At 66.3% G+C, this 20,320-nt stretch carries 20 protein-coding genes; 8 read left to right on the top strand and 12 right to left on the bottom strand.

The features are described 5' to 3' along the window. Positions 1–13 precede the first annotated feature (13 nt). The 10 genes from AB4Y98_RS10680 to asnS form a co-directional block, all read right to left on the bottom strand. The gene (locus AB4Y98_RS10680) at positions 14–700 is read right to left on the bottom strand and encodes a DUF2461 domain-containing protein (protein ID WP_117310772.1); all 687 of its coding nucleotides are present in this window, start codon (positions 698–700) and stop codon (positions 14–16) included. Next, positions 697–2,136 carry an exodeoxyribonuclease I gene (sbcB, locus tag AB4Y98_RS10685; protein ID WP_442244322.1) on the bottom strand — a complete coding sequence of 480 codons (1,440 nt, stop codon included), beginning with the start codon at positions 2,134–2,136 and terminating at the stop codon, positions 697–699. Before sbcB ends, AB4Y98_RS10680 begins: the two co-directional genes overlap by 4 nt. Further along, a complete protein-coding gene (locus AB4Y98_RS10690) occupies positions 2,136–3,503 on the bottom strand; it encodes an FAD-dependent oxidoreductase (protein WP_223495644.1) in 1,368 nt (455 codons plus the stop codon). The genes sbcB and AB4Y98_RS10690 overlap by 1 nt, the downstream gene beginning before the upstream one ends. A 30-nt stretch (positions 3,504–3,533) precedes the next feature. Continuing rightward, on the bottom strand, positions 3,534–4,808 hold the full coding sequence (gene kynU / locus AB4Y98_RS10695; protein ID WP_442244323.1) for a kynureninase: 1,275 nt from the start codon (positions 4,806–4,808) through the stop codon (positions 3,534–3,536). Positions 4,809–4,975: 167 nt separating this feature from the next. Further along, positions 4,976–5,497 (bottom strand): 3-hydroxyanthranilate 3,4-dioxygenase, encoded by a 522-nt coding sequence (locus tag AB4Y98_RS10700; protein ID WP_442244324.1) that lies wholly within the window; start codon positions 5,495–5,497, stop codon positions 4,976–4,978. A 22-nt stretch (positions 5,498–5,519) separates the two neighbouring features. Beyond that, positions 5,520–6,182 carry a carbonate dehydratase gene (can, locus tag AB4Y98_RS10705; RefSeq protein WP_006376530.1) on the bottom strand — a complete coding sequence of 221 codons (663 nt, stop codon included), beginning with the start codon at positions 6,180–6,182 and terminating at the stop codon, positions 5,520–5,522. 73 nt (positions 6,183–6,255) lie between these two features. Further along, positions 6,256–6,894, bottom strand: coding sequence for an FMN-binding negative transcriptional regulator (locus AB4Y98_RS10710; RefSeq protein ID WP_442244325.1), 639 nt, complete (start codon positions 6,892–6,894; stop codon positions 6,256–6,258). Positions 6,895–6,903: 9 nt separating this feature from the next. After that, the gene (locus AB4Y98_RS10715) at positions 6,904–7,218 is read right to left on the bottom strand and encodes a hypothetical protein (protein ID WP_025876872.1); all 315 of its coding nucleotides are present in this window, start codon (positions 7,216–7,218) and stop codon (positions 6,904–6,906) included. A 7-nt stretch (positions 7,219–7,225) separates the two neighbouring features. Beyond that, the gene (locus AB4Y98_RS10720; RefSeq protein WP_006376524.1) at positions 7,226–7,525 is read right to left on the bottom strand and encodes a hypothetical protein; all 300 of its coding nucleotides are present in this window, start codon (positions 7,523–7,525) and stop codon (positions 7,226–7,228) included. 33 nt (positions 7,526–7,558) lie between these two features. After that, the gene (gene asnS, locus AB4Y98_RS10725; protein WP_012511556.1) at positions 7,559–8,953 is read right to left on the bottom strand and encodes an asparagine--tRNA ligase; all 1,395 of its coding nucleotides are present in this window, start codon (positions 8,951–8,953) and stop codon (positions 7,559–7,561) included. 130 nt (positions 8,954–9,083) lie between these two features. On the opposite strand from asnS, the gene AB4Y98_RS10730 reads away from it, so the two are divergent. Continuing rightward, positions 9,084–9,422 carry a HesB/IscA family protein gene (locus AB4Y98_RS10730; protein WP_033831500.1) on the top strand — a complete coding sequence of 113 codons (339 nt, stop codon included), beginning with the start codon at positions 9,084–9,086 and terminating at the stop codon, positions 9,420–9,422. A gap of 62 nt (positions 9,423–9,484) precedes the next feature. Here the strand turns inward: AB4Y98_RS10730 and AB4Y98_RS10735 are convergent, their stop codons facing one another. Then, complete coding sequence (locus AB4Y98_RS10735) at positions 9,485–9,700, bottom strand: hypothetical protein (RefSeq protein WP_442244326.1); 216 nt, start codon at positions 9,698–9,700, stop codon at positions 9,485–9,487. Positions 9,701–9,747: 47 nt separating this feature from the next. On the opposite strand from AB4Y98_RS10735, the gene AB4Y98_RS10740 reads away from it, so the two are divergent. The 6 genes from AB4Y98_RS10740 to zipA all read left to right on the top strand — a co-directional run bounded on the left by AB4Y98_RS10740 (position 9,748) and on the right by zipA (position 16,431). After that, entirely contained in the window at positions 9,748–10,293 is a 546-nt protein-coding gene (locus AB4Y98_RS10740; RefSeq protein ID WP_442244327.1) for a CbrC family protein, read from the top strand. 212 nt (positions 10,294–10,505) lie between these two features. Continuing rightward, positions 10,506–10,943 (top strand): 30S ribosomal protein S6, encoded by a 438-nt coding sequence (rpsF, locus tag AB4Y98_RS10745; RefSeq protein ID WP_025876882.1) that lies wholly within the window; start codon positions 10,506–10,508, stop codon positions 10,941–10,943. A gap of 11 nt (positions 10,944–10,954) precedes the next feature. Then, complete coding sequence (rpsR, locus tag AB4Y98_RS10750) at positions 10,955–11,185, top strand: 30S ribosomal protein S18 (RefSeq protein WP_002804494.1); 231 nt, start codon at positions 10,955–10,957, stop codon at positions 11,183–11,185. Positions 11,186–11,290: 105 nt separating this feature from the next. Continuing rightward, complete coding sequence (gene rplI / locus AB4Y98_RS10755; protein ID WP_025876905.1) at positions 11,291–11,743, top strand: 50S ribosomal protein L9; 453 nt, start codon at positions 11,291–11,293, stop codon at positions 11,741–11,743. A gap of 400 nt (positions 11,744–12,143) precedes the next feature. After that, a complete protein-coding gene (smc, locus tag AB4Y98_RS10760; RefSeq protein WP_442244328.1) occupies positions 12,144–15,647 on the top strand; it encodes a chromosome segregation protein SMC in 3,504 nt (1,167 codons plus the stop codon). Positions 15,648–15,693: 46 nt separating this feature from the next. Further along, positions 15,694–16,431, top strand: coding sequence for a cell division protein ZipA (zipA, locus tag AB4Y98_RS10765; protein ID WP_363732749.1), 738 nt, complete (start codon positions 15,694–15,696; stop codon positions 16,429–16,431). A gap of 105 nt (positions 16,432–16,536) precedes the next feature. On the opposite strand, the gene AB4Y98_RS10770 is transcribed toward zipA, so the two are convergent. Then, positions 16,537–17,661, bottom strand: coding sequence for a pyridoxal phosphate-dependent aminotransferase (locus AB4Y98_RS10770; RefSeq protein ID WP_442244329.1), 1,125 nt, complete (start codon positions 17,659–17,661; stop codon positions 16,537–16,539). A 181-nt stretch (positions 17,662–17,842) separates the two neighbouring features. Between AB4Y98_RS10770 and ligA the strand changes: the two genes are divergently transcribed. Next, entirely contained in the window at positions 17,843–20,314 is a 2,472-nt protein-coding gene (gene ligA, locus AB4Y98_RS10775) for an NAD-dependent DNA ligase LigA (protein ID WP_442244358.1), read from the top strand. The last annotated feature ends 6 nt before the right edge of the window (positions 20,315–20,320 follow it).

Raw genomic sequence — 20,320 nt, forward strand, 5'->3', positions numbered from 1 at the left:
CCACCGGCGCCGGTCAGAACTCCAGATCGAGCGCAGCGCACAGGTAGTCGACGAACGGGCCCAACGCCGCGAGGTCCTTGCCGAGCGTGGACAGCAGGCGCGGGCCGGTCATCGTGGCATCGTCCAGCGAACGCCACATCACCCAGTTGCGGTGCTTGAGGTCATCAATGAACTCGAAGTCAGCCGGGAAGCCGCGCGGTGGGCGCACCAGCTTCTCGGTTTCCTCGAAGTCGAAACGCCTGCGCAGCGCCGGTGCGTGCGCAGCCGCCTTCCAGCTGCCCGGGTTGTCGAGGATGAAGTGGCGGACGCGGCGCTGGGTTTCCGGTTCGGGATGCCACAGCCCGGCACCGACGAAGCTCTCGCCCGGCTGCAGGTGCACGTAGAACGAGGGCGCGGCCACTTCACGGCGGCGCTCATGGAACAGGCGCGCGCCCTGCCAGGTCTTGTACGGCGATTTGTCGTTGGAGAAACGCGCGTCGCGGTGGATGCGGAACAGCGAGCCGCCCACGCCACGCGTGTCTGCGCGGAAGTGTCCGCTGACCTCGGTCAGCGCCGGTTGCAGGTCGCCCAGCAGGCGCAGGAACGGCTGCCGCACGTGGTCTTCGTACTGCTGGCGATGGTCGTTGAACCAGGTCTTGTCGTTGTGCAACGCCAGGCTGCGCAGGAACTTGAAACTGGCATCGGAGAAATAGGTGCTCACAGCTCCTCCTGCAGGTGTTGGCCCCAGTCGCGCAGCGATTGCAGCAGCGCGGCGCGGCGGGCGTCGTCGGGTGCTTCGGCCGCCAGCGCATCCAGCTGCTGCTGGTACTGGGTCAGGTTGAGTTCGCCCATGCCTTCCTCGCCGAACAGGCGCTGGCGGCGATAGGCTTTCCAGCGTTCGCGTTCTTCCGGTGCGAGGCTGTCGGGATGATTGCGGGCGCGATAGCGGAACAGCAGTTCCGGCAGGCGCGGGTCGCGGAAGCGGCCTTCCAGTGCAGCCAACTGTTCCGGTGGCGTGGTCCGTGCCAGTGCCAGCAGCGGCTTGTCGCCGGCACCGAGGAAGCCGTCGTACAGCGAAGCGTCCACGTCGGAGACGCTCGCCGCACGCGGCTGGTTGTAGACCTGGCGCGCCTTCTCGGCCAGCTGCGGTGCGAACGCGCGCAGTCTTTCGGCCTTGGCCTCGATCGCTGCCACGTCCAGCCCGAGTCGTGCGTGGTCATCGGCGCGCAGGTGGTTCCAGGCCACCAGCGCCGGCACCTTGTTCAGGTGCACTTCCTTCAGCGGTACCCGGGCTACGCCTTCGGGCAGTTCGCTGGCGCGCAGGTACAGGCGCTGGGCGATCACTTCGGCGGGCAGTTCCAGCAGGTCATCGATGTCGCCGTCGAGGTCGAACACGATTACCCGGTTGTTGATGGTCGGATGTACCGCCAGCGGCAACACCGGTGCCGCGCACAGGCGGATGGCCGGGTAGCGCATCGAGATATGCAGCACCGGCTTCAGTGCGGTGATGTCGAGCAGGCTGCCGACGAAACGCTTGTCGCGCAGCTTCAGCGCGTAGTCCCACAGGCGCGGCTGCGACTGCTTGAACAGGCGCGCCATGCCGATCGTCGCGCGCACGTCCGACAGCGCTTCGTGGGCATCGCCCTCGCGCACGCCGTTGGCCTCGGCCAGATGCTCCAGCTTGAACGAGGCGGCGCCGTCCTCGCGCTCGGGCCAGTGGATGCCGTCCGGGCGGATGGCGTGCATCAGCCGCAGCATGTCCAGCAGGTCCCAGCGCGAGTTGCCGTTGCGCCACTCGCGTTCGTACGGGTCGTGGAAGTTGCGGAACAGGCCGTAGCGGATGAACTCGTCGTCGAAGCGCAGGGTGTTGTAGCCCAGCGCGCAGGTACCGGGGCGCGAGAGCTGCTCATTGATCCGATCGAACGCCTCGGCCTCGCTGATGCCTTCAGCCAGCGCCTGCTGCGGAGTGATGCCGGTGACCATCGTCGCCATCGGCGAGGGCAGCAGATCATCGGCTGGGCGAACGAAGAAGCTGACCGGCGTGTCGATCTCATTGAGGTCGCTGTCGGTACGGATTGCCGCGTACTGGGAGATACGGGTACGACGTGGATCCTGGCCGAAGGTTTCCAGGTCGTAGAACAGGAAGCTGTCGGCCATCAGTGCGCGCCCTCCAGCACCGGCAGCCGCGCATGGATCTGCGCCTCCAGTGCGTTCCAGTCGATGTTGTCCAGGGTATCGTGGCCTGCAGTGGCGGCGATCAGCATCTCGCGCTGGATGTCGGTGCGACGCAGTGCCTCGGCATAGGGCGTGTGCAGGAAGGTCACCATCGTGTAGTGCGGGACGAAGCGCGTGGGCCAGCGCCGCTGCAGTTCCTGTTCCAGCTCACGCTGCAGCAGGAAGGCCGGATCGGCCACCCGGTCGCGCATTTCCAGATAGTTCTCCAACGCCATCTGCTGGATCGCACGCGCGTTCGGCTTGCGCTCGGCCTCGAATGCGGCGAAGGCGCTCTGCAGGTCGTCCGCCGCCATCAGGTGGCGGGCCAGCGACACGCAGTCCTCGAAGGCACAGTTCATGCCCTGGCCGTGGAACGGCACCATCGCGTGCGCGGCATCGCCAATCAGCACGGCGCGGTCCTGTTGGTGCCAGCGTTCCAGGGTAAGCGTACCGAGCAGGCCCGGCGGATGCTGCTCCCAGTCCGCACGCAGGTTGGGAATCAGCGGCAGGGTATCGGCGAACTCGCGCGCGAACAGTGCTTCGGCCTGGGCGCCGGTGGTGACCGTGGCGAAGCTCGGATCGCCCTGGTTGGGCAGGAACAGGGTCACGGTGAACGTGCCCTCGTGGTTGGGCAGGGCGATGCACATGTAGCGGCCGCGCGGCCAGATGTGCAGGGCATTGCGCTCGATGCGGAAGCCGCCATCGTCGCTCGGCGGAATCTCCAGTTCCTTGTAGGAATGGTCGAGGAAGGCAATGTCCTCGCCGAGCGGTTCGCGCCGGTTCATCGCCGCACGCAGCGCCGAGCCTGCGCCGTCGGCACCCACCAGGGTATCGAAGCGGATATCGTGCGGGCTGTCGTCGCGATCATCGATGAAGCGCGCGTAGCCGGCATCGAAATCGACGGTGTGCAGGCGGCGGTGGAAATGCACGGTGGCACCGGCCTGCTCGGCCAGTTCCAGCAGCGTGGTATTCAGGTCGCTGCGATGGATCGACCAGATCACTTCGCTGTCGTCGCGACCATAACGCTGCAGCTGCGGCTCGCCCTCGCGCGGATGCACCATGCGCCCGCGCATCATCACCGCACGCGCCATCACTTCGTCTTCCACGCCGGCCTGGCGCAACGCGTTGCGCCCGCGCTCGGCCAGGGCCAGGTTGATCGAACGGCCGCTTTCGTAATCGGCGATGCGCGGATCGCCACGGCGTTCGTACAGGGTGATGCGCCAGCCCTGCCGTGACAGCAGGATGGCCAGCAGGGATCCGGCCAGGCCGGCGCCGACAATGCTCAGCGAGCGGGATGCATGTGCGATCAACGAACTGTCCAGCAGTAGGGGAGGGCGGGCTTACAGGCCGGCCCAGGCTTCCACTTCCTCGACGAAGTGGTGCACGTCGAGATAGCGGTTGTAGAGCGGAGTGGGCGAGATGCGGATCACGTCCGGTTCGCGCCAGTCACCCAGCACGCCGATGGCGCGCAGGTGTTCGAACAGGGCGCGCCCGCGCTCGCGGCCGCCGATCACCCGCAGCGACAGCTGGCAGCCGCGGCGCTCCGGCTCGGCCGGGGTGACGATCTCCAGCACCTGCGGCAGGCGCGCGCGTACCAGTGCGTCGAGCATGCCGGTCAGTGCCAGCGACTTGCTGCGCAGCGATTCCATGCCAGCGCGTTCGAACAGGTCCAGCGATGCCCGCAGCGGTGCCAGGCCGAGGATCGGCGGGTTGCTCAGCTGCCAGCCCTCGGCACCGACCGCCGGCGTGAACTGCGGTGCCATCTGGAAGCGGGTGGCTTCGTCGTGGCCCCACCAGCCGGCAAAGCGCGGCAGCGTGGTGTCGCGATGATGGCGCTCGTGCACGAAGGCACCGGCCACTGCGCCGGGGCCGCTGTTGAGGTACTTGTAGTGGCACCACACGGCAAAATCCGGCGCGATGTCATGCAGGCGCAGCGGCAGGTTGCCGACCGAGTGCGCCAGGTCGAAGCCGATGCGTGCGCCCTGCAGGCGTGCGGCGCGGGTGATCGCATCGAGGTCGAAGGCCTGGCCGCTGCGGTATTGCACACCGGGCCACAGCACCAGCGCCAGGCGCGGACCGTGCGCGGCGATCGCGCGTTCGATGGCGGCCATCGAGATCGTGCCGTTGGCTTCATCCGGCTGCACTTCCACCAGGCAGTCGGCCGGGTCGAAGCCATGGAAGCGGATCTGTGCTTCCACCGCATGGCGGTCGGTCGGGAACGCGCCGGCTTCCATCAGGATCACCGGGCGTTCGGCCGTGGGCCGGTAGAAGCTGACCATCATCAGGTGCAGGTTCACGCTCAGCGTGTTCATTGCCACCACTTCGCTGGGCAGCGCGCCGACCACGCGGGCCAGCTGTGCGCTGACCAGGCGGTGATACGACAGCCATTGGGTCGGCCCGGTGAAGTGGCCTTCCACCGCCAGTTCGCCCCACTRCTTCATCACTTCCTGCACCGCAGCCTGCGCGCCGCGCGGCTGCAGGCCCAACGAGTTGCCGACGAAGTAGGTCTGCTCACCGCCACCGTGGCGCGGAATCAGGAATTCCTGCCGCAGCGGCCGCAGCGGATCGGCGGCATCAAGGGCAATGGCGTGGGTGCGGCTGAGCAGGTCGGACATGGTCGGGCAACAGGCTGCAACGGGGTTGCCAGTGTAGCGCCTGGGGCATCACCCGGTAGCTGCGCACCCAGCGCCAGCGCCGCATGATCCGGTAGTGGCCAACCTTGGTTGGCGCACGTGCGAACAAGCGCCCACCAAGGTGGGCATCTACCGGGGGCGGAGCGCCGTCAGTCCGCCGCTGGCGCCGGCAACGGATCCACGTGGCCGCACTCGCTGCAGGTGCGCAGTTCCAGGCTGGCCTGGTAGCGCGCGAACACCTTCGGCAGGTCGGTCTCGATGTTCTGCAGCGTGAAGTACTCTTCGTACAGCTTGTGGTTGCAGCGCTCGCAATGCCAGATCACGCCATCGCGTTCATGCGGCAGGCGCTTGCGCTCGACCACCAAGCCGATGCCACCGGGCGGGCGCCGCGGTGAGTGCGGCACCTGGCCCGGAAGCAGGAAGATTTCGCCGGCACGGATCGGGATATCGCGCACCGCGCCATCCTCCTGCACCTTCAGCACCATCTCGCCTTCCAGCTGGTAGAACCACTCCGGGCCTTCGTCGTAGTGGAAATCGGTGCGGCTGTTCGGCCCGCCGACCACCATCACGATGAAATCGCCGTTGTCGATCATCTTGTTGCCGACCGGCGGCTTCAACAGATGCCGGTTTTCCTCGATCCAGCCCAGCAGGTTGATGGGGGAGGCAAGCATGGGGGGTGTCCGTAAGGGAGGGTCAGTCGCGCCGGCCGCGGCGCGGAACGTAGGACAGGGCCTTCTCGTAGGCCGGCTGCAGTTCTTCAGGTGCGCCCACGTCGATGCCCATTTCGCGCACGCGGCCGTCCTTCAGGCTGTACACCCAGCCGTGCACCATCAGCTTCTGGCCGCGGGCCCAGGCGTCCTGCACGATCGTCGAGCGGCAGGCGTTGACCACCTGCTCGATCACGTTCAGTTCGCACAGGCGGGCATGCTTCAGCTCCGGCTCCTCGATCGCATCCATGATCGCGGCGTGCTTCTGTGCCACGTCACCGACATGGCGCAGCCAGTTGTCGGCCAGGCCCACCCGCGTGTTGTTCAGGCTGGCGTGCACGCCACCGCAGCCGTAATGGCCAACGATCAGGATGTGCTTCACCTTCAGCTGGTCCACGGCGTACTGGATCACGCTCAGGCAGTTCAGGTCGGTATGCACCACCACGTTGGCCACGTTGCGATGCACGAACACCTCACCCGGGGCCATGCCGATGATCTGGTTGGCCGGCACGCGCGAGTCGGAACAGCCGATCCACAGGTATTCCGGATGCTGCTGCTTGGCCAGCTGATGGAAGAAGTCCGGATCTTCCTTCTCGATCCGGTCAGCCCATTCGCGGTTGTTCTGCAGCAGCTTGTGGATGTCTTTCATGTTCGGGGTCCCTGACGTCGGGTGGGGGCAAGGCGCGGCCGTTCTGGTCGCGTCGTCGCGGGAAACAGAGCGCTCAGCTGCCTGCGGCGGCTTCGTCGCGATACCGGCGCATCCACTGCGCCAGTTCGGTGGAATGGGGATTGTCCAGGCGTTCCAGTTCGGTCATCACCGCCTGCTGGTTGGCCTCGGGGTGGTTCTGGCTCAGCTTCAGCGTCAGCTGCACCTGCTCGACGGTGAAGCGGAAGCCGACGATGCCGCGCAGCTGGCGGCGGTGGTCGTCACGCTCGGGTTCGAACCGCCAGTCCTGGCCGACGCTGGCTTCGAAGTGGTCGCCGGTATCGCTGACCAGTTGGGCCAGGGCATCGGTGTCGTCGAACGGCTGCAACTGGCCGCGCAGCTCGGCGGCGGCGTAGTTCCAGGTGGGCACCCGCGCGGCAGGCTCCTTGTCCGGGTACCAGCTGGCCGATACATAGCCATGCGGCCCCTCCACCAGCACCTTGGCCTCACCGCTGTGGCGTGCCTGCGGGTTGGCACGGGCCCAGTGGCCGCGCAGCTCGATGTGGTCGCCGTCGCGCTGGTACAGCACCGGCAGCCGGGTCAGTTCCGGCAGGCCATCGTCACCGGCGGTCAGCACGGTGACGAACGGATCACGCGCCAGCAGGCGATCCAGCCACAGCAGGTCGGTCTCGGCGAAAGCGCGCGGGGTGAACATCGGTTGGCCTCAGGCGCGGCTGCCGAGCGACTGCACCATGCGTCCGCGCAGGCCTTCGTCGCTGCCTGCCTGCGGTGGCTGCACTTCATGCAGCGAGAAGCCGCGCACCAGCGCATCTTCTTCATCCAGGCCGTCGTACTCGACGAACTCGGCATCAAACAGCTGCGAGCGGGCAGTGTCTTCGCTGTCGTAGCTCAGCGTATTGCCATCGCTGTCCAGCACTTCGGCGGTGCCGGCCTCGCGGATGCGCAGGCGTGCCCAGATCAGGGTGTTGCCGAGGCTGGCCAGCCACCAGCTGTCGCGGACGTGGGAAAGGTCGTTCATGTATGTCTTACCAGAGCGAGGCCAGCCAGAGCAGGGCAGCCATGCCCAGTCCGGCCAGCAGGGTCAGCAGCGATACCCAGGCGGGCGTCGCCAGCCCGGACAGCGAGCGGTCCGGCTGGGTGCGGTATTCGCGCCGCAGCAGCCAGCCCAGCGCATCGGGCTTGAGGAAGGCGCCACTGCCGAAGCGCTGCGCCAGCGCCGGATGGCGATCGCGCACATGCACCAGGGTCAGCGGCCAGAAAATCACGAAGGCACTGAACCCGGCCACTGCAACGCCGACGAAACACAGGGCGAAGAACAGGGTCATGGGGGCAGTACCTCCGTGGTCGTGCGTGTGGGCTTAGAAGTCCGCGCTGCCCGGGGCGCGCGGGTAGGGGATCGCATCGCGGATGTTGGACAGGCCGCAAACGTAGACCACCAGGCGCTCGAAGCCCAGGCCGAAGCCGGCGTGCGGTACCGAGCCGTAGCGGCGGAAATCGCGGTACCAGCTGTAGTGCTCGCGATCCAGGCCGAACTGCGCCATGCGTGCATCCAGCACGTCCAGGCGCTCTTCGCGCTGGCTGCCACCGATGATCTCGCCGATGCCCGGGGCCAGCACGTCCATTGCCGCGACGGTCTTGCCGTCATCGTTCAGGCGCATGTAGAAGGCCTTGATGTGCTCGGGATAGTTGGTCACCACCACCGGGCGACCGACGTGTTCCTCGGTCAGCCAGCGCTCGTGCTCGGTCTGCAGGTCCAGGCCCCATTCGACCGGGAAGTCGAACTTCTTTCCGGACTTCTGCAGCAGGCTGACCGCATCGGTGTAATCGATGCGTTCGAACGGCGCGTTGATGAAGTCTTCCAGCTTGGTGATCGCGTTCTTGTCCACGCGCTCGGCGATGAAGGCCAGGTCGTCGCCGCGCTCGTTGAGCACCGCGCGGAACAGGTACTTCAGGAATTCCTCGGCCAGACGTGCGTCTTCGGCCAGGTCGGCGAAGGCGATTTCCGGCTCGATCATCCAGAACTCCGCCAGGTGGCGGGTGGTGTGGCTGTTCTCGGCGCGGAAGGTCGGGCCGAAGGTGTACACCTTGCTCAGCGCCAGGCAGTAGGCCTCGACGTTCAGCTGGCCGGACACGGTCAGGAAGGTCTCCTTGCCGAAGAAGTCGCGGCTGAAGTCGATCCCGCCCTGGGCGTCACGCGGCAGGTTCACCATGTCCAGGGTGGACACGCGGAACATCTGGCCGGCGCCTTCGGCATCGGAGGTGGTGATGATCGGGGTGCTGATCCAGTTGAAGCCGTTCTCGTGGAAGAAGCGGTGCACGGCCTGGGCCAGGCAGTTGCGGATGCGGGTGACCGCGCCGAACAGGTTGGTGCGCGGGCGCAGGTGCGCCACTTCACGCAGGAACTCCGGCGTCATCGGCTTGGGCTGGATCGGGTAGGTGAGCGGGTCTTCGACCCAGCCGACCACCTCGACCGCGCTGGCCTGGATCTCGAACGACTGGCCCTTGCCCTGCGACTTCACCAGCGTGCCGGTGGCCACCAGCGAGCAGCCGGTGGTCAGGCGCTTGATCTCGTCGAAGTTGGCCAGCGCGTCGCCGGCCACGACCTGGATCGGGGCGAAGCAGGAGCCGTCGGTCACATTCACGAAAGCCAGATTTGCTGAACCGCGCACCGTGCGCACCCAACCGCGTACCGTGACTTCGCCACCTTCCGGGATCTTCCCGGCAAGCGCATGTTCAACGCTGACCACCGTCATGACTTGAATCCTCTGCTGATCGACTCGATCTATGAACACGGGAGTTTACCGGTTGCAGCGTTCTGCTTGCGAGGCATTTCTGCGGTCATCGGCTCCCTATAATGTCCCGGTACCTCTGGAGTGATCCACCATGGCTGTCAGCCTGACCCCTATTGCCTTCGAGCGCGTGCAGCGCTTCGTCGCCCAGACCCCCGGAGCGCTGGGCCTGCGTTTTGGCGTGACCAAGACCGGCTGCTCGGGCTGGGGCCACATCACCGACCTGGCCCGCGACGAGCGCGCGGACGACACCGTGTTCGACCAGGACGGGGTGAAGATCTATGTCGACGCCAAGAGCCTGGCCCTGGTGGACGGCACCGTGATCGACTTCGGCAAGCACGGCCTGAGCGAGACCTTCACGTTCAGCAACCCGAATGCCACCGCCGAGTGCGGCTGCGGCGAGAGCTTCACAACCGACGCCGACAAGGCCTGAGCCCCGCTTGGGTGGGTGCTGACCTTTGGTTGGCACCGACGTTGGAGCGCCCATTGCCGTGGTCAACGGCGGTTGCGGCAGGCATCCCAGGCCAGCAACGCGCCGGCTATCGTCAGGCAGGCCGCCGCATAGCTACCTGGCAACCCTGTGGCTTCGCGCAGAAGATGCATCAGCAGTGCCGCCACCAAGCTCAGAGAGCCCAGGGCCGTAGCGCCGCTGATCGGGCCGTTGCCCACACGGAACAGGCGTCCATCGTCGCGGTTGATCCAGTGCCGCATTCGTGTGAGTCGGTCCATGGCGGGACGTTAGCGCAGAGGATCCAAGGATGGAACGTCCGGTTTTCCCCTATTCCCCCAACGCCTACGCGATCTCCTTCGAGGAGGTTGCCGGTGTCTGCGATTGCTGTGGCGAGTCGCGAACGCTGCGCTACCTGTGCAGCTTCCATTGTGCCGGCGATGCGCCGGACTATCTGTGCCCCTGGTGCATCGGCGATGGCCGGGCGGTGGAGCGTTTCCAGGGCGATTTCATCGGCTGGAGCGACATCGAGGGTGTGTCGCCGGACCCGGCCGATCCGCCTCCGACCATTCCCCGCGAACAGTTGCTGGAGATCTGCGAGCGCACACCGGGTTACTTCTCCTGGCAGCAGCCGGTCTGGCTGACCCACTGCAATACTCCTTGTGCCTTCCTGGGCTATGCCGGCCGTGATGATGTGGCGCCGATCCTGGACGAGGTCCGGCCCGACGTGGAAGCGGTCAACCCGCGTGATGCTGGCTGGGTGTTGCAGCACCTGGCCCGGGACGGAATGATGGTGGGCTGCCTGTTCCAGTGCCTGCAATGCGGCCAGCACCGCCTGCATGTGGATCTGGGGTAGTTCAGGTCGTTGAATTTGAAGGAAATATTTTTGATTTCGGGGCGCTGCCTGCGGCCCCTCATTGGCCCCTGAAGGTCCCTGCCTTGTTCACGCCCCCCATCTGCGCCATAATGCGCGGCTTCCTGCCTCCCTGGCAGGATCCCTTGCCCCACCGCGGTATCAACGGCGGGGGGCTGTCCGGCCGCAAGGCCACATCCGAAAGGTAGAAAAACATGAGTCGTCATTACGAAATCGTGTTCATGGTCCATCCGGACCAGAGCGAGCAGGTCCCGGCCATGATCGAGCGCTACAAGTCGCTGGTCGAGAACGGCAACGGCACCATCCACCGTCTGGAAGACTGGGGCCGCCGCCAGCTGGCGTACCCGATCCAGAACCTGGTGAAGGCGCACTACGTGCTGCTGAACATCGAAGTCGACCAGGCCGTTCTGACCGAACTGACCGAGAGCTTCCGCTTCAACGACGCCGTGCTGCGCAACCTGGTCATCAAGCGTGACGAGGCTGACACCGAGCAGTCGCTGATCATGAAGAGCAAGGACGAGAAGGGCGACAAGCCCGAGCGTGGTGAGCGTCGTCGTCGTGATGACGAAGAAGGCGAAACCACCCCCGCCGCTGACAACGATGCCGGCGACGACGCCGCTTCGGCCGCCTAAGGAGCACTGACATGTCCAAGTTCTTCCGTCGCCGCAAGTTCTGCAAGTTCACGGCCGAAGGTGTCAAGGAGATCGACTACAAGGATCTCAACACCCTGCGCCAGTACCTGACCGAGAACGGCAAGATCGTGCCGAGCCGCGTCACCGGTACCAAGTCGAAGTACCAGCGTCAGCTGGCGACCGCCGTCAAGCGCGCTCGCTTCCTGGCCCTGATTCCGTACACCGACAACCACGACGTCTGATGCCGGCGGGGCAGCTTCGCGCTGCCCCCGCTGTGCCAGCTATTCGGACAGCCTTTGTTGCGGGGCCCGCGCCTCGCTAACGAATAACTTATCTGGAGCAATACCATGCAGCTGATCCTCCTGCAGAAAGTCACCAACCTCGGCAACCTGGGCGACCTGGTCGACGTGAAGCCGGGCTACGGCCGTAACTTCCTCGTGCCGCAGGGCAAGGCCGTTCCGGCCACCGAGAGCAACAAGGCCGAGTTCGAAGCCAAGCGCGCCGATTACGAAGCCAAGGCCCAGTCCATCCACGCTGAAGCCGAAGCCCGCAAGGCCAAGCTGGAAGGCGCGAGCGTGACCGTCGCCGCCAACGCTTCGACCGAAGGCAAGCTGTACGGCTCGGTCGGCGCCCGCGAAATCGCCGATGCCTTCACCGCTGCCGGCCTGGCGCTGAGCAAGAGCGAAGTCATCCTGGGCGAAGGCGCCTTCCGCAACATTGGCGAGTACGAAGTCCTGGTGCACCTGCACGCGGACGTCGAGACCACCGTCAAGGTCGTGGTTGAAGCCGAAAAGGCCTGATCCCACGCCGCAAGGCCTGGTATCACCAGAACGGGCGCCCGCAAGGGTGCCCGTTTTGTTTTGGGGCGGCCCGTCCGGCCGGGTCGGTGCTTGGCGTGCGACGCCCGTGTCGATAGATCCTGGATGAATCCATGAAGATCAATGCGTTGGTCTCATTTTCCGGACCCGGGTCGGTTTACGGGGCGGTCCCCGGCAGAGCGGGGAAGCACCAGCGGGCGTGAGCGCTGAGCCTCCTCCCACGGTCATCCCGCCCGTGGAACATTGGCCCCGCTATACTCATTCCATTGCGTCACCCTTGGCCTTGTTGAATTCTTTTGAAATCAAGGGCTTGAGGTGCTGGCTGACCTGACATCCACTATGGTGGCGGCCGTAAGGCCCTTGCCCGGAACCCAATCACGCCATGCGTCTTTCCACGATCAAGCTGTCCGGCTTCAAGTCCTTCGTCGATCCGACCACCCTGCACCTGCCGACCAACATGACCGGCGTGGTAGGCCCCAATGGCTGCGGCAAGTCGAACATCATCGATGCGGTGCGTTGGGTCATGGGCGAAAGTTCGGCCAGCCGCCTGCGTGGTGACTCGCTCACCGACGTGATCTTCTCCGGTTCCAATGCCCGCAAGCCGGTCTCGCAGGCCACCGTCGAGCTGATCTTCGACAATTCCGACCACACGATCTCCGGCGAGTACGCCTCGTTCAACGAGATCTCGGTCAAGCGCACCGTCAGCCGTGACGGCAGCAGCAACTATTACCTCAACGGCACCAAGTGCCGTCGTCGCGACATCACCGACCTGTTCCTCGGCACTGGCCTGGGCCCGCGCAGCTACTCGATCATCGAGCAGGGGATGATCAGCCAGATCATCGAAGCGCGCCCGGAAGACCTGCGCGTGTACCTGGAAGAGGCCGCCGGCATCTCCAAGTACAAGGAGCGCCGCAAGGAAACCGAGACCCGCATCCGCCACACCCGCGAGAACCTGGACCGCCTTGGCGACCTGCGCGAGGAAATCACCAAGCAGCTCGAGCACCTCAAGCGGCAGGCCAAGCAGGCCGAGCAGTACCAGGCGTTGCAGGAAGAACGCCGGGTCAAGGATGCGGAGTGGAAGGCGCTGGAATACCGTGGCCTGGATGGTCGCCTGTCCAAGCTGCGCGAAGGGCTGTCGCAGGAAGAAACCAAGCTGCAGCAGCTGATTGCCGACCAGCGCGACGCTGAGGCGCGGATCGAGACTTCCCGCGTGCGCCGCGAGGAGGCTGCCGACGCGCTCAATGCCGCGCAGGCCGAGGTCTACCAGGTGGGCAGTACGCTGGCCCGTCTCGAACAGCAGATCCAGCACCAGCGCGAACTGTCGCAGCGTCTGCACAAGGCGCGCGATGAAACCCGCCAGGCACTGGCCGAGCTTGGCCAGCACATCAGTGGTGACGAAGCCAAGCTGATGGTGCTGCGCGAAGCGGTCGATGCGGCCACCCCGCAGCTGGAAGAACTGCAGGAAGAGAACGAGATCAAGCAGGAAGGCCTGCGTGAGGCCGAAGCGCGGTTGTCCGATTGGCAGCAGCGTTGGGAGCAGCACACCTCGCAGAGCTCGGAAGCCTCGCGCGCTGGCGAGGTCGAGCGCACCCGCGTGGACTACCTGGACAAGCAGATCCTTGATGCCGATCGCCGCCGCGAAGCGCTGGCGGCCGAACGTGCTGGGCTGGACGTGGATGCACTGGATGAAGTCTTCGAGCAGCTGCACCTGCAGCACGATACGCAGAAGACCGCGCTGGATGAGCTGACCGAGCAGGTCGAGGAGCGCAAGCACGGTGTCGCCGCCGTGCAGGAGCAGCAGCGCAACGGGCAGAACGAGCTGGCCGAGCTGCGCAAGCAGGTCAATGGCTTGCGCGGGCGCCTGTCTTCGCTGGAAACCCTGCAGCAGGCTGCACTCGGCCAGGAGCAGGGCGCGGCGGTGGCGTGGCTGAAGTCGCGTGGCCTGGATTCGGCCGCGCGCGTGGGCGAGCGCCTGGACGTCGATGCCGGCTGGGAAAACGCAGTGGAAAGCGCCCTCGGCCAGTTGATCGAAGGCGTGCTGGTCGATGACCCGGCCAGCTTGGTCGACGCGCTGGGCGAACTGGGCGAAGGCCGCATCGCGCTGGTTGCCAATGACGGCGCGGACCTGAAGGTTGCGCCGACCTCGCTGGCTGCACGCGTGCGTGGCCCGGCGCCGATCCGGCGCCTGCTTGCGCGCCTGCACGGTGCGCGCGACCTGGCCGAAGCCAATGCACTGCAGGCCAGCCTGCCTGAGGGTGATTCCATCATCACCCAGGGCGGTGAACGCTTGGGCGAAGGCTGGGTGCGCGTATCGCGCTCCGGCGCCGCCAAGCAGGGCGCCTTGCTGCGCGAACGCGAAATCAATGAGCTGCGCGAGCAGATAGAACAGCTGCAATCGCGCGAAGCCGAACTGGAAGAACAGTTGGCCGGTTTCCGTGAGCACCTGCTGGCGGCCGAACAGCAGCGCGAGGATGCGCAGCGCGCGCTGTACTTGGCGCACCGCGCGGTGTCCGAACTGGCCGGCCAGCTGCAGGGCCAGCAGGGCAAGGTCGAGGCGGCACGTACGCGCATCGACCGTATCGAAGGCGAGCTGAGCCAGTTGCTGGAGACCCTGGACATCAATCGCGAGCAGGCGCGTGAAGCGCGTTCGCGGCTGGAGAATGCGGTCAACAGCATGGGTGACCTGGAGTCGAACCGGCAGGGCCTGGAGGGCGAACGCCGTCAGTTGACCGAGGCGCGCGATCTGGCCCGCGACGCCGCCCGTGCGGTACGCGAGCGTTCGCACGCGTTGGCCCTGACCCTGGAATCGCAGCGCGCCCAGGTGGCCTCGTTGAGCCAGGCGCTGGAACGCATGAGCACCCAGCGTGGCCAGCTGGATTCGCGCCTGGGCGAACTGCATTCGCAGCTGGACGAAGGCGATACACCGGTCGAGTCGCTGCAGGCCGAGCACCAGAACGCGCTGGAAGAGCGCGTGCGTGCCGATCGCGTGCTGACCGAAGCGCGCACGCTGCTGGATGGCATCGATGCCGAACTGCGCAACTACGAGCAGACCCGCCACCAGCGCGACGAGCAGGCGTTGTCCCAGCGCGAGCGTATCTCGCAGCGCAAGCTGGACCAGCAGGCGCTGGTACTCAGTGCCGAAACCCTGCAGGGCGCAGTGGAGAAGGCCGGTTTCGTGCTGCAGGATGTAATCAACGCGCTGCCCGAAGAGGCGCGCTTGGGCGACTGGGAACAGGCCGTGCACCAGATCGACGGTCGCATGCGCCGGCTTGAACCGGTCAACCTGGCCGCGATCCACGAGTACGGCGAAGCCTCGCAGCGCTCGGAGTATCTGGATGCCCAGCACGTGGATCTGACCACCGCGCTGGAGACCCTGGAAGATGCGATCCGCAAGATCGACCGCGAAACCCGGGGTCGCTTCAAGGACACCTTCGACCGTGTAAACGCCGGTGTGCAGGCGCTGTATCCGCGCCTGTTCGGCGGCGGCCACGCCTACCTGGAGCTGACCGGCGAAGACCTTCTCGACACCGGTGTGACCATCATGGCGCGCCCCCCGGGCAAGCGGGTGTCGAGCATCTCGCTGCTGTCCGGTGGCGAAAAGGCGATGACCGCCGTGGCGCTGGTGTTTGCGATCTTCCAGCTCAACCCGGCGCCGTTCTGCCTGCTGGACGAAGTGGACGCGCCGCTGGATGAAGCCAACGTCGGCCGCCTGGCCAACATGGTCAAGGAAATGAGCGAGAAGGTGCAGTTCCTGTTCGTCAGCCACAACAAGGCCACGATGGAAGCGGCGCACCAGTTGTCGGGCGTGACGATGCGCGAACCGGGTGTCAGCCGCCTGGTGAGCGTGGACCTGGAAGAAGCCGCGCGATTGGCGGGCGCGGCCTGACGTGCCATCCTAGTTACCTGAATGAACTAGCCGGAGAACCTAACGAATGTCCGACACGGCACTGTTGCGCATCGGCATCCTGGCCGCCGGCCTGCTGTTGGTCGCTGCGATCTTCCTGTTTGGCCGTCCCAAGAAGAAGCCCCAGGGCCGTCGCCTCGATAGCGCTGAACCGACCAGCGGCGAACGCCGCGAGCCGGTGCTGGGCGAGGATGGCGTGCCCGTGACCGACGGCCGCGTCGAGCCTGGCATGGGCGACGCGGTCGAGCAGGCCGAACTGGGGCTGCCCGACGTCGATGGCGCGGCCAACGATCTGGGCAAGCGTGCGACCCAGGATTTCGACAAGATCGTTTCGCTGTTCGTCGCCGCCCGCGCCGGCGAACAACTGCGCGGCGAAGACATTGTCGTGGCAGCGGAAAAGACCGGTCTGGTGTTTGGCCACATGAATGTCTTCCACCGGCTGGTCGAGGGTCATCCCGAACGGGGCCCGATCTTCTCGATGGCCAGCATCATGAAACCGGGAAGCTTCGACATGGGCAACATCCGCGCCATGGAAACCCCGGCCATCGCCTTCTTCCTGACTCTTCCGGCGCCGCTGACCGCGCTGGACGCCTGGGAGAAGATGCTGCCGACCGTGCAGCGCATGGCCGAGCTGCTCGATGGCGTGGTGCTGGATGACGGCCGCAACGCGCTCGGTCGCCAGCGCATCGCCCACATCCGTGATGAGCTGCGCGCCTATGACCGCCAGCACCAGGCCCCGCCGCTGACCAAGACCCCGCGCTGGTAAGCGCGGCAGGTCCTGGCGTGCCGACCAACGGTCGGCACCCACCAGACCAGTAGATCCACGCCATGCGTGGATGGGGCGAACAAAGGTTCGCCCCTGCCAACTGTGTCAGGCCGGTACGCCTGCCACCCTCGCGAACGCGCTGCGGAAGCGCACCATCTCTTCCTCGGTGCCCACGGTCACGCGCACGCGCTGCGGCCAGATTGGCCAGCTGCGGCCGATCACCACGCCGTTGTCCGCCATGTCTTTGGCGAAGGCAGCGCCGTCGCGCTGTACATCCACCACGAAGCAGTTTGCTTCGGTCGGCAGGCAGTTGAAGCCACGCTTGCCCAGCCAGGCGATGGTGCTCTGCCGGATCCTGGCATTCTGCAGGCGTCGCTGCGGGATCAGTTGGGGGTCACGCAGGCTGGCCAGGGCTGCCGCAAGCGCAGGCACGGGCAGCGGGTTCTCGCCCAGGCTGGCCAGCTCGCGCAGGCGTTCGGGATGCGCTGCAGCCACGCCGAGGCGTAGGCCGGCCATGCCGTAGAGCTTGGAGAAGGTGCGCAGCACGATCAGGTCATCGCGCCGGGCTACCTGTGCAATCAGGCTGGGCTGTTCGCTGTACTGCAGATAGGCCTCGTCCAGCAGCACGCGGGTGCCGGCTGGCTTGTTGGCCAGCAGCCAGGCCAGTTCTTCGGCGGGACTGATCGAGCCGGTGGGATTGTTGGGATTGCACACGTACAGCAGGCCGGTCGGCTGCGCGTGCGCGGCGGCAACCATCGCGCGCAGGTCGTGCGCGCCATCGCTGCGCAGCGGTACCTTCTGCACATGGGCGCCACGCGCGGCTGCCATCTCACCCAATGTCTCGAAGGTCGGGTCGGCCACTACCAGGCCCGCCTGCGGGCCGGTCCACAGCGTCGCCGCACGGTTCAGCGGTTCGCTGGAGCCCGGATACAGGCGCACGTGGTCAGCGGGAATGCCGGCCTGGGCAACGAAGGCATCGCGTACCTCACCGGCCAGGGCGAAGCGGTAACGCCCGCAGCTGGCGATGCTGTCGCGTGCCGCCTGCTGGGCGGCGGGCGAGGGGCCATAGGGGCATTCGTTGAAGTTCAGCAGCACCGCGCCTTCATTGGCGTTTGGCGAAGTCACGGTCGCTGGCTGTGCCTGGGCCGACCGGGGCGGGCCGCTGCTGGCGAGGGCGAGTCCGGCGCCGGCCAGTTGCAGGAAGTGACGACGGGAGGCAGGCAGGGTCACAGGGGTAGTTCCGGAAGGGCGACCGACGCACGCTAGCGCTGGCAGTGATTGCCGGCAAGCGGTCGTGCAGAGTCAGGCCGCGCTCGGCTGCTGTTCGCCACCCGTTGAGCCGCGCTCGACGCTACAGACAGGCCCTGACGCGCAGGCGCGGTAGAATTCCCGGCCATCCCAGAACCCGCGGATTCCGATGAGCCCCAGCCCCGCCGAACGTGCCGAAGACCTGCGCCGGCAGATCGCCCAGGCCAATCGCGCCTATCACGAGCTGGATGCGCCGGAGATCCCCGACGTCGACTACGACCGCCTGGTGCGCGAGCTGGAGGCGCTGGAGCGCGAGCATCCTGATCTCGCCCGTGCCGACAGCCCGACCCAGCAGGTCGGGGCACGTCCGTCGGGACGTTTCGCCGAAGTCACCCATGCAGTACCGATGCTGTCGCTGTCCAATGCCTTCAGCGATGAGGAAGTGGCCGACTTCGTGCGCCGCATCGATGAGCGCCTGCGCCGCGGCACCCTGCGTTTTTCCGCCGAACCGAAGATGGACGGCCTGGCGATCAGCCTGCGTTATGAGGACGGTCATTTCGTGCTGGGCGCCACCCGGGGCGATGGCAGCACCGGTGAGGACGTGACCGCCAACCTGCGCGAGATCGGCGACATTCCCAAGCGCCTGAAAGGCAGGGACTGGCCGGATGTGCTGGAAGTGCGCGGTGAGGTCTACATGGCCCGCGCCGACTTCGAGGCCTACAACGAGCGCGCGCGCCTGCATGGTGGCAAGGTGCTGGCCAATCCGCGCAATGCCGCGGCCGGTTCGCTGCGCCAGCTTGACCCGAAGATCAGTGCGCAGCGCAGGCTCAGTTTCTTCACCTACGGTACCGGTGAAGTGCAGGGTGGTGAGCTGCCCGATACGCATTCGGGCACGCTGGCACAGCTGCGCGAATGGGGCTTCCCGGTCAGCGATCTGTGCCAGGTGGTGGAAGGTAGCGACGGCCTGCTGGCGTACTACCGTGACATCGGCGAGCGTCGCGACGGCCTGGCATTCGACATTGATGGCGTGGTCTACAAGCTCGATGACCGCGCCGGCCAGCAGGCCATGGGCTTCGTGTCGCGCGCACCACGCTGGGCCATCGCGCACAAGTTCCCGGCGCAGGAACAGAGCACTACGCTGGAGGCCATCGAAATCCAGATCGGCCGTACCGGTGCTGCCACCCCGGTGGCGCGCCTTGCGCCGGTCGCGGTGGCTGGGGTGATCGTGTCCAACGCAACCCTGCACAACGCTGACCAGATCGCGCGCCTGGATGTGCGCGTGGGCGACAGTGTGATCGTGCGCCGTGCCGGCGATGTGATTCCGGAAGTGGTCAGCGTCATCCTCGATCGCCGCCCTGCGGGCACCACGCCCTGGCAGATGCCGACCAGCTGCCCGGTGTGCGGCTCGGAAATCGTGCGCGAGGAAGGGGCTGCTGCCTGGCGTTGTTCGGGCGAGCTGTCCTGCCCGGCGCAGCGCAAGGAGGCCATCGCCCACTTCGCTTCACGACGGGCGATGGATATCGACGGCCTTGGCGATAAGTACATCGAAACCCTGGTGGACGCCGGCATCGTCAGGAGCGTGGCCGATCTGTACCGCCTCACCCGCGACCAACTGCTGCACCTGAAGCTGGTGTTGGACGCAGAAGACCCTTCGGCACTCGCGGCCAGCCTGAAACTGCACCTGCCGGCCGAAGGCAGTGGCGCGGTGCTCAACGCTGTGTTGAAACTGGATGGCAACGATACGGGGTGGCGCGCGCAGGCATTGGCGCAGCCGGCGGCCTTCGAATGGAACACGAAGAAGATCGCCACCAAGTGGGCTGACAACCTGATCGCAGCGATCGATGCCAGCCGTGATGCGACGCTGGAGCGACTGCTGTTCGCACTGGGCATCGAGCACGTCGGCGAGAGCACCGCCAAGGCATTGGCATTGTGGTTTGGCGATCTGGCGTTGATCCGCCGTCTGCCGTGGCCGCTGTTCAAGCGCGTGCCCGACATCGGTGGCGAAGTGGCGCGCTCGCTGGGCCATTTCTTCGAACAGGAAGGCAACCAGCAGGCCATCGACGCGCTGCTGCAGGTGGGGCAGGTGCGCATCAGCGACGTGCACCCGCCAAGTGCGAAGCTGCGCGAGGGGCTGGACCTTGCCCAGCTGCTGGTCGAAGCGGAGATTCCCGGCATTACCCGCCTGCGTGCCGAGAAGCTGGTGGCCGCACTGCCCAGCGCGCAGTCGGTGCTGGACGCCGAGCACGGCCAGTTCGTCAATGCCGGCCTGCCCGATGACACCGCGCGCGGCGTCGCCGACTGGCTGGACAGCGAGGGCCATGGCGCGATGTTGCTGGCCGCCGAAGTGGAAATGAAGCACATCCTGGCCACTGCGCCGGCCCTGGCCGAAGTGGTGGCCGGCCCGCTGGACGGGCAGACGGTGGTGCTTACCGGCACGCTGGCCCAGCTCAATCGCGATACCGCCAAGGAGCGTCTGGAGGCGCTGGGCGCCAAGGTGTCCGGCAGCGTGTCGAAGAAGACCAGTTTCGTGGTGGCAGGCACCGAGGCGGGTTCAAAGCTGGACAAGGCGCAATCGCTGGGCGTTCCGGTGTGGGATGAAGAGCGCCTGCTGGCCTACCTGGCCGAACACGAGTGATGAACC

This window comes from Stenotrophomonas sp. 2YAF26 (assembly GCF_052114625.1).
GTDB classification, from domain to species: domain Bacteria; phylum Pseudomonadota; class Gammaproteobacteria; order Xanthomonadales; family Xanthomonadaceae; genus Stenotrophomonas; species Stenotrophomonas indicatrix.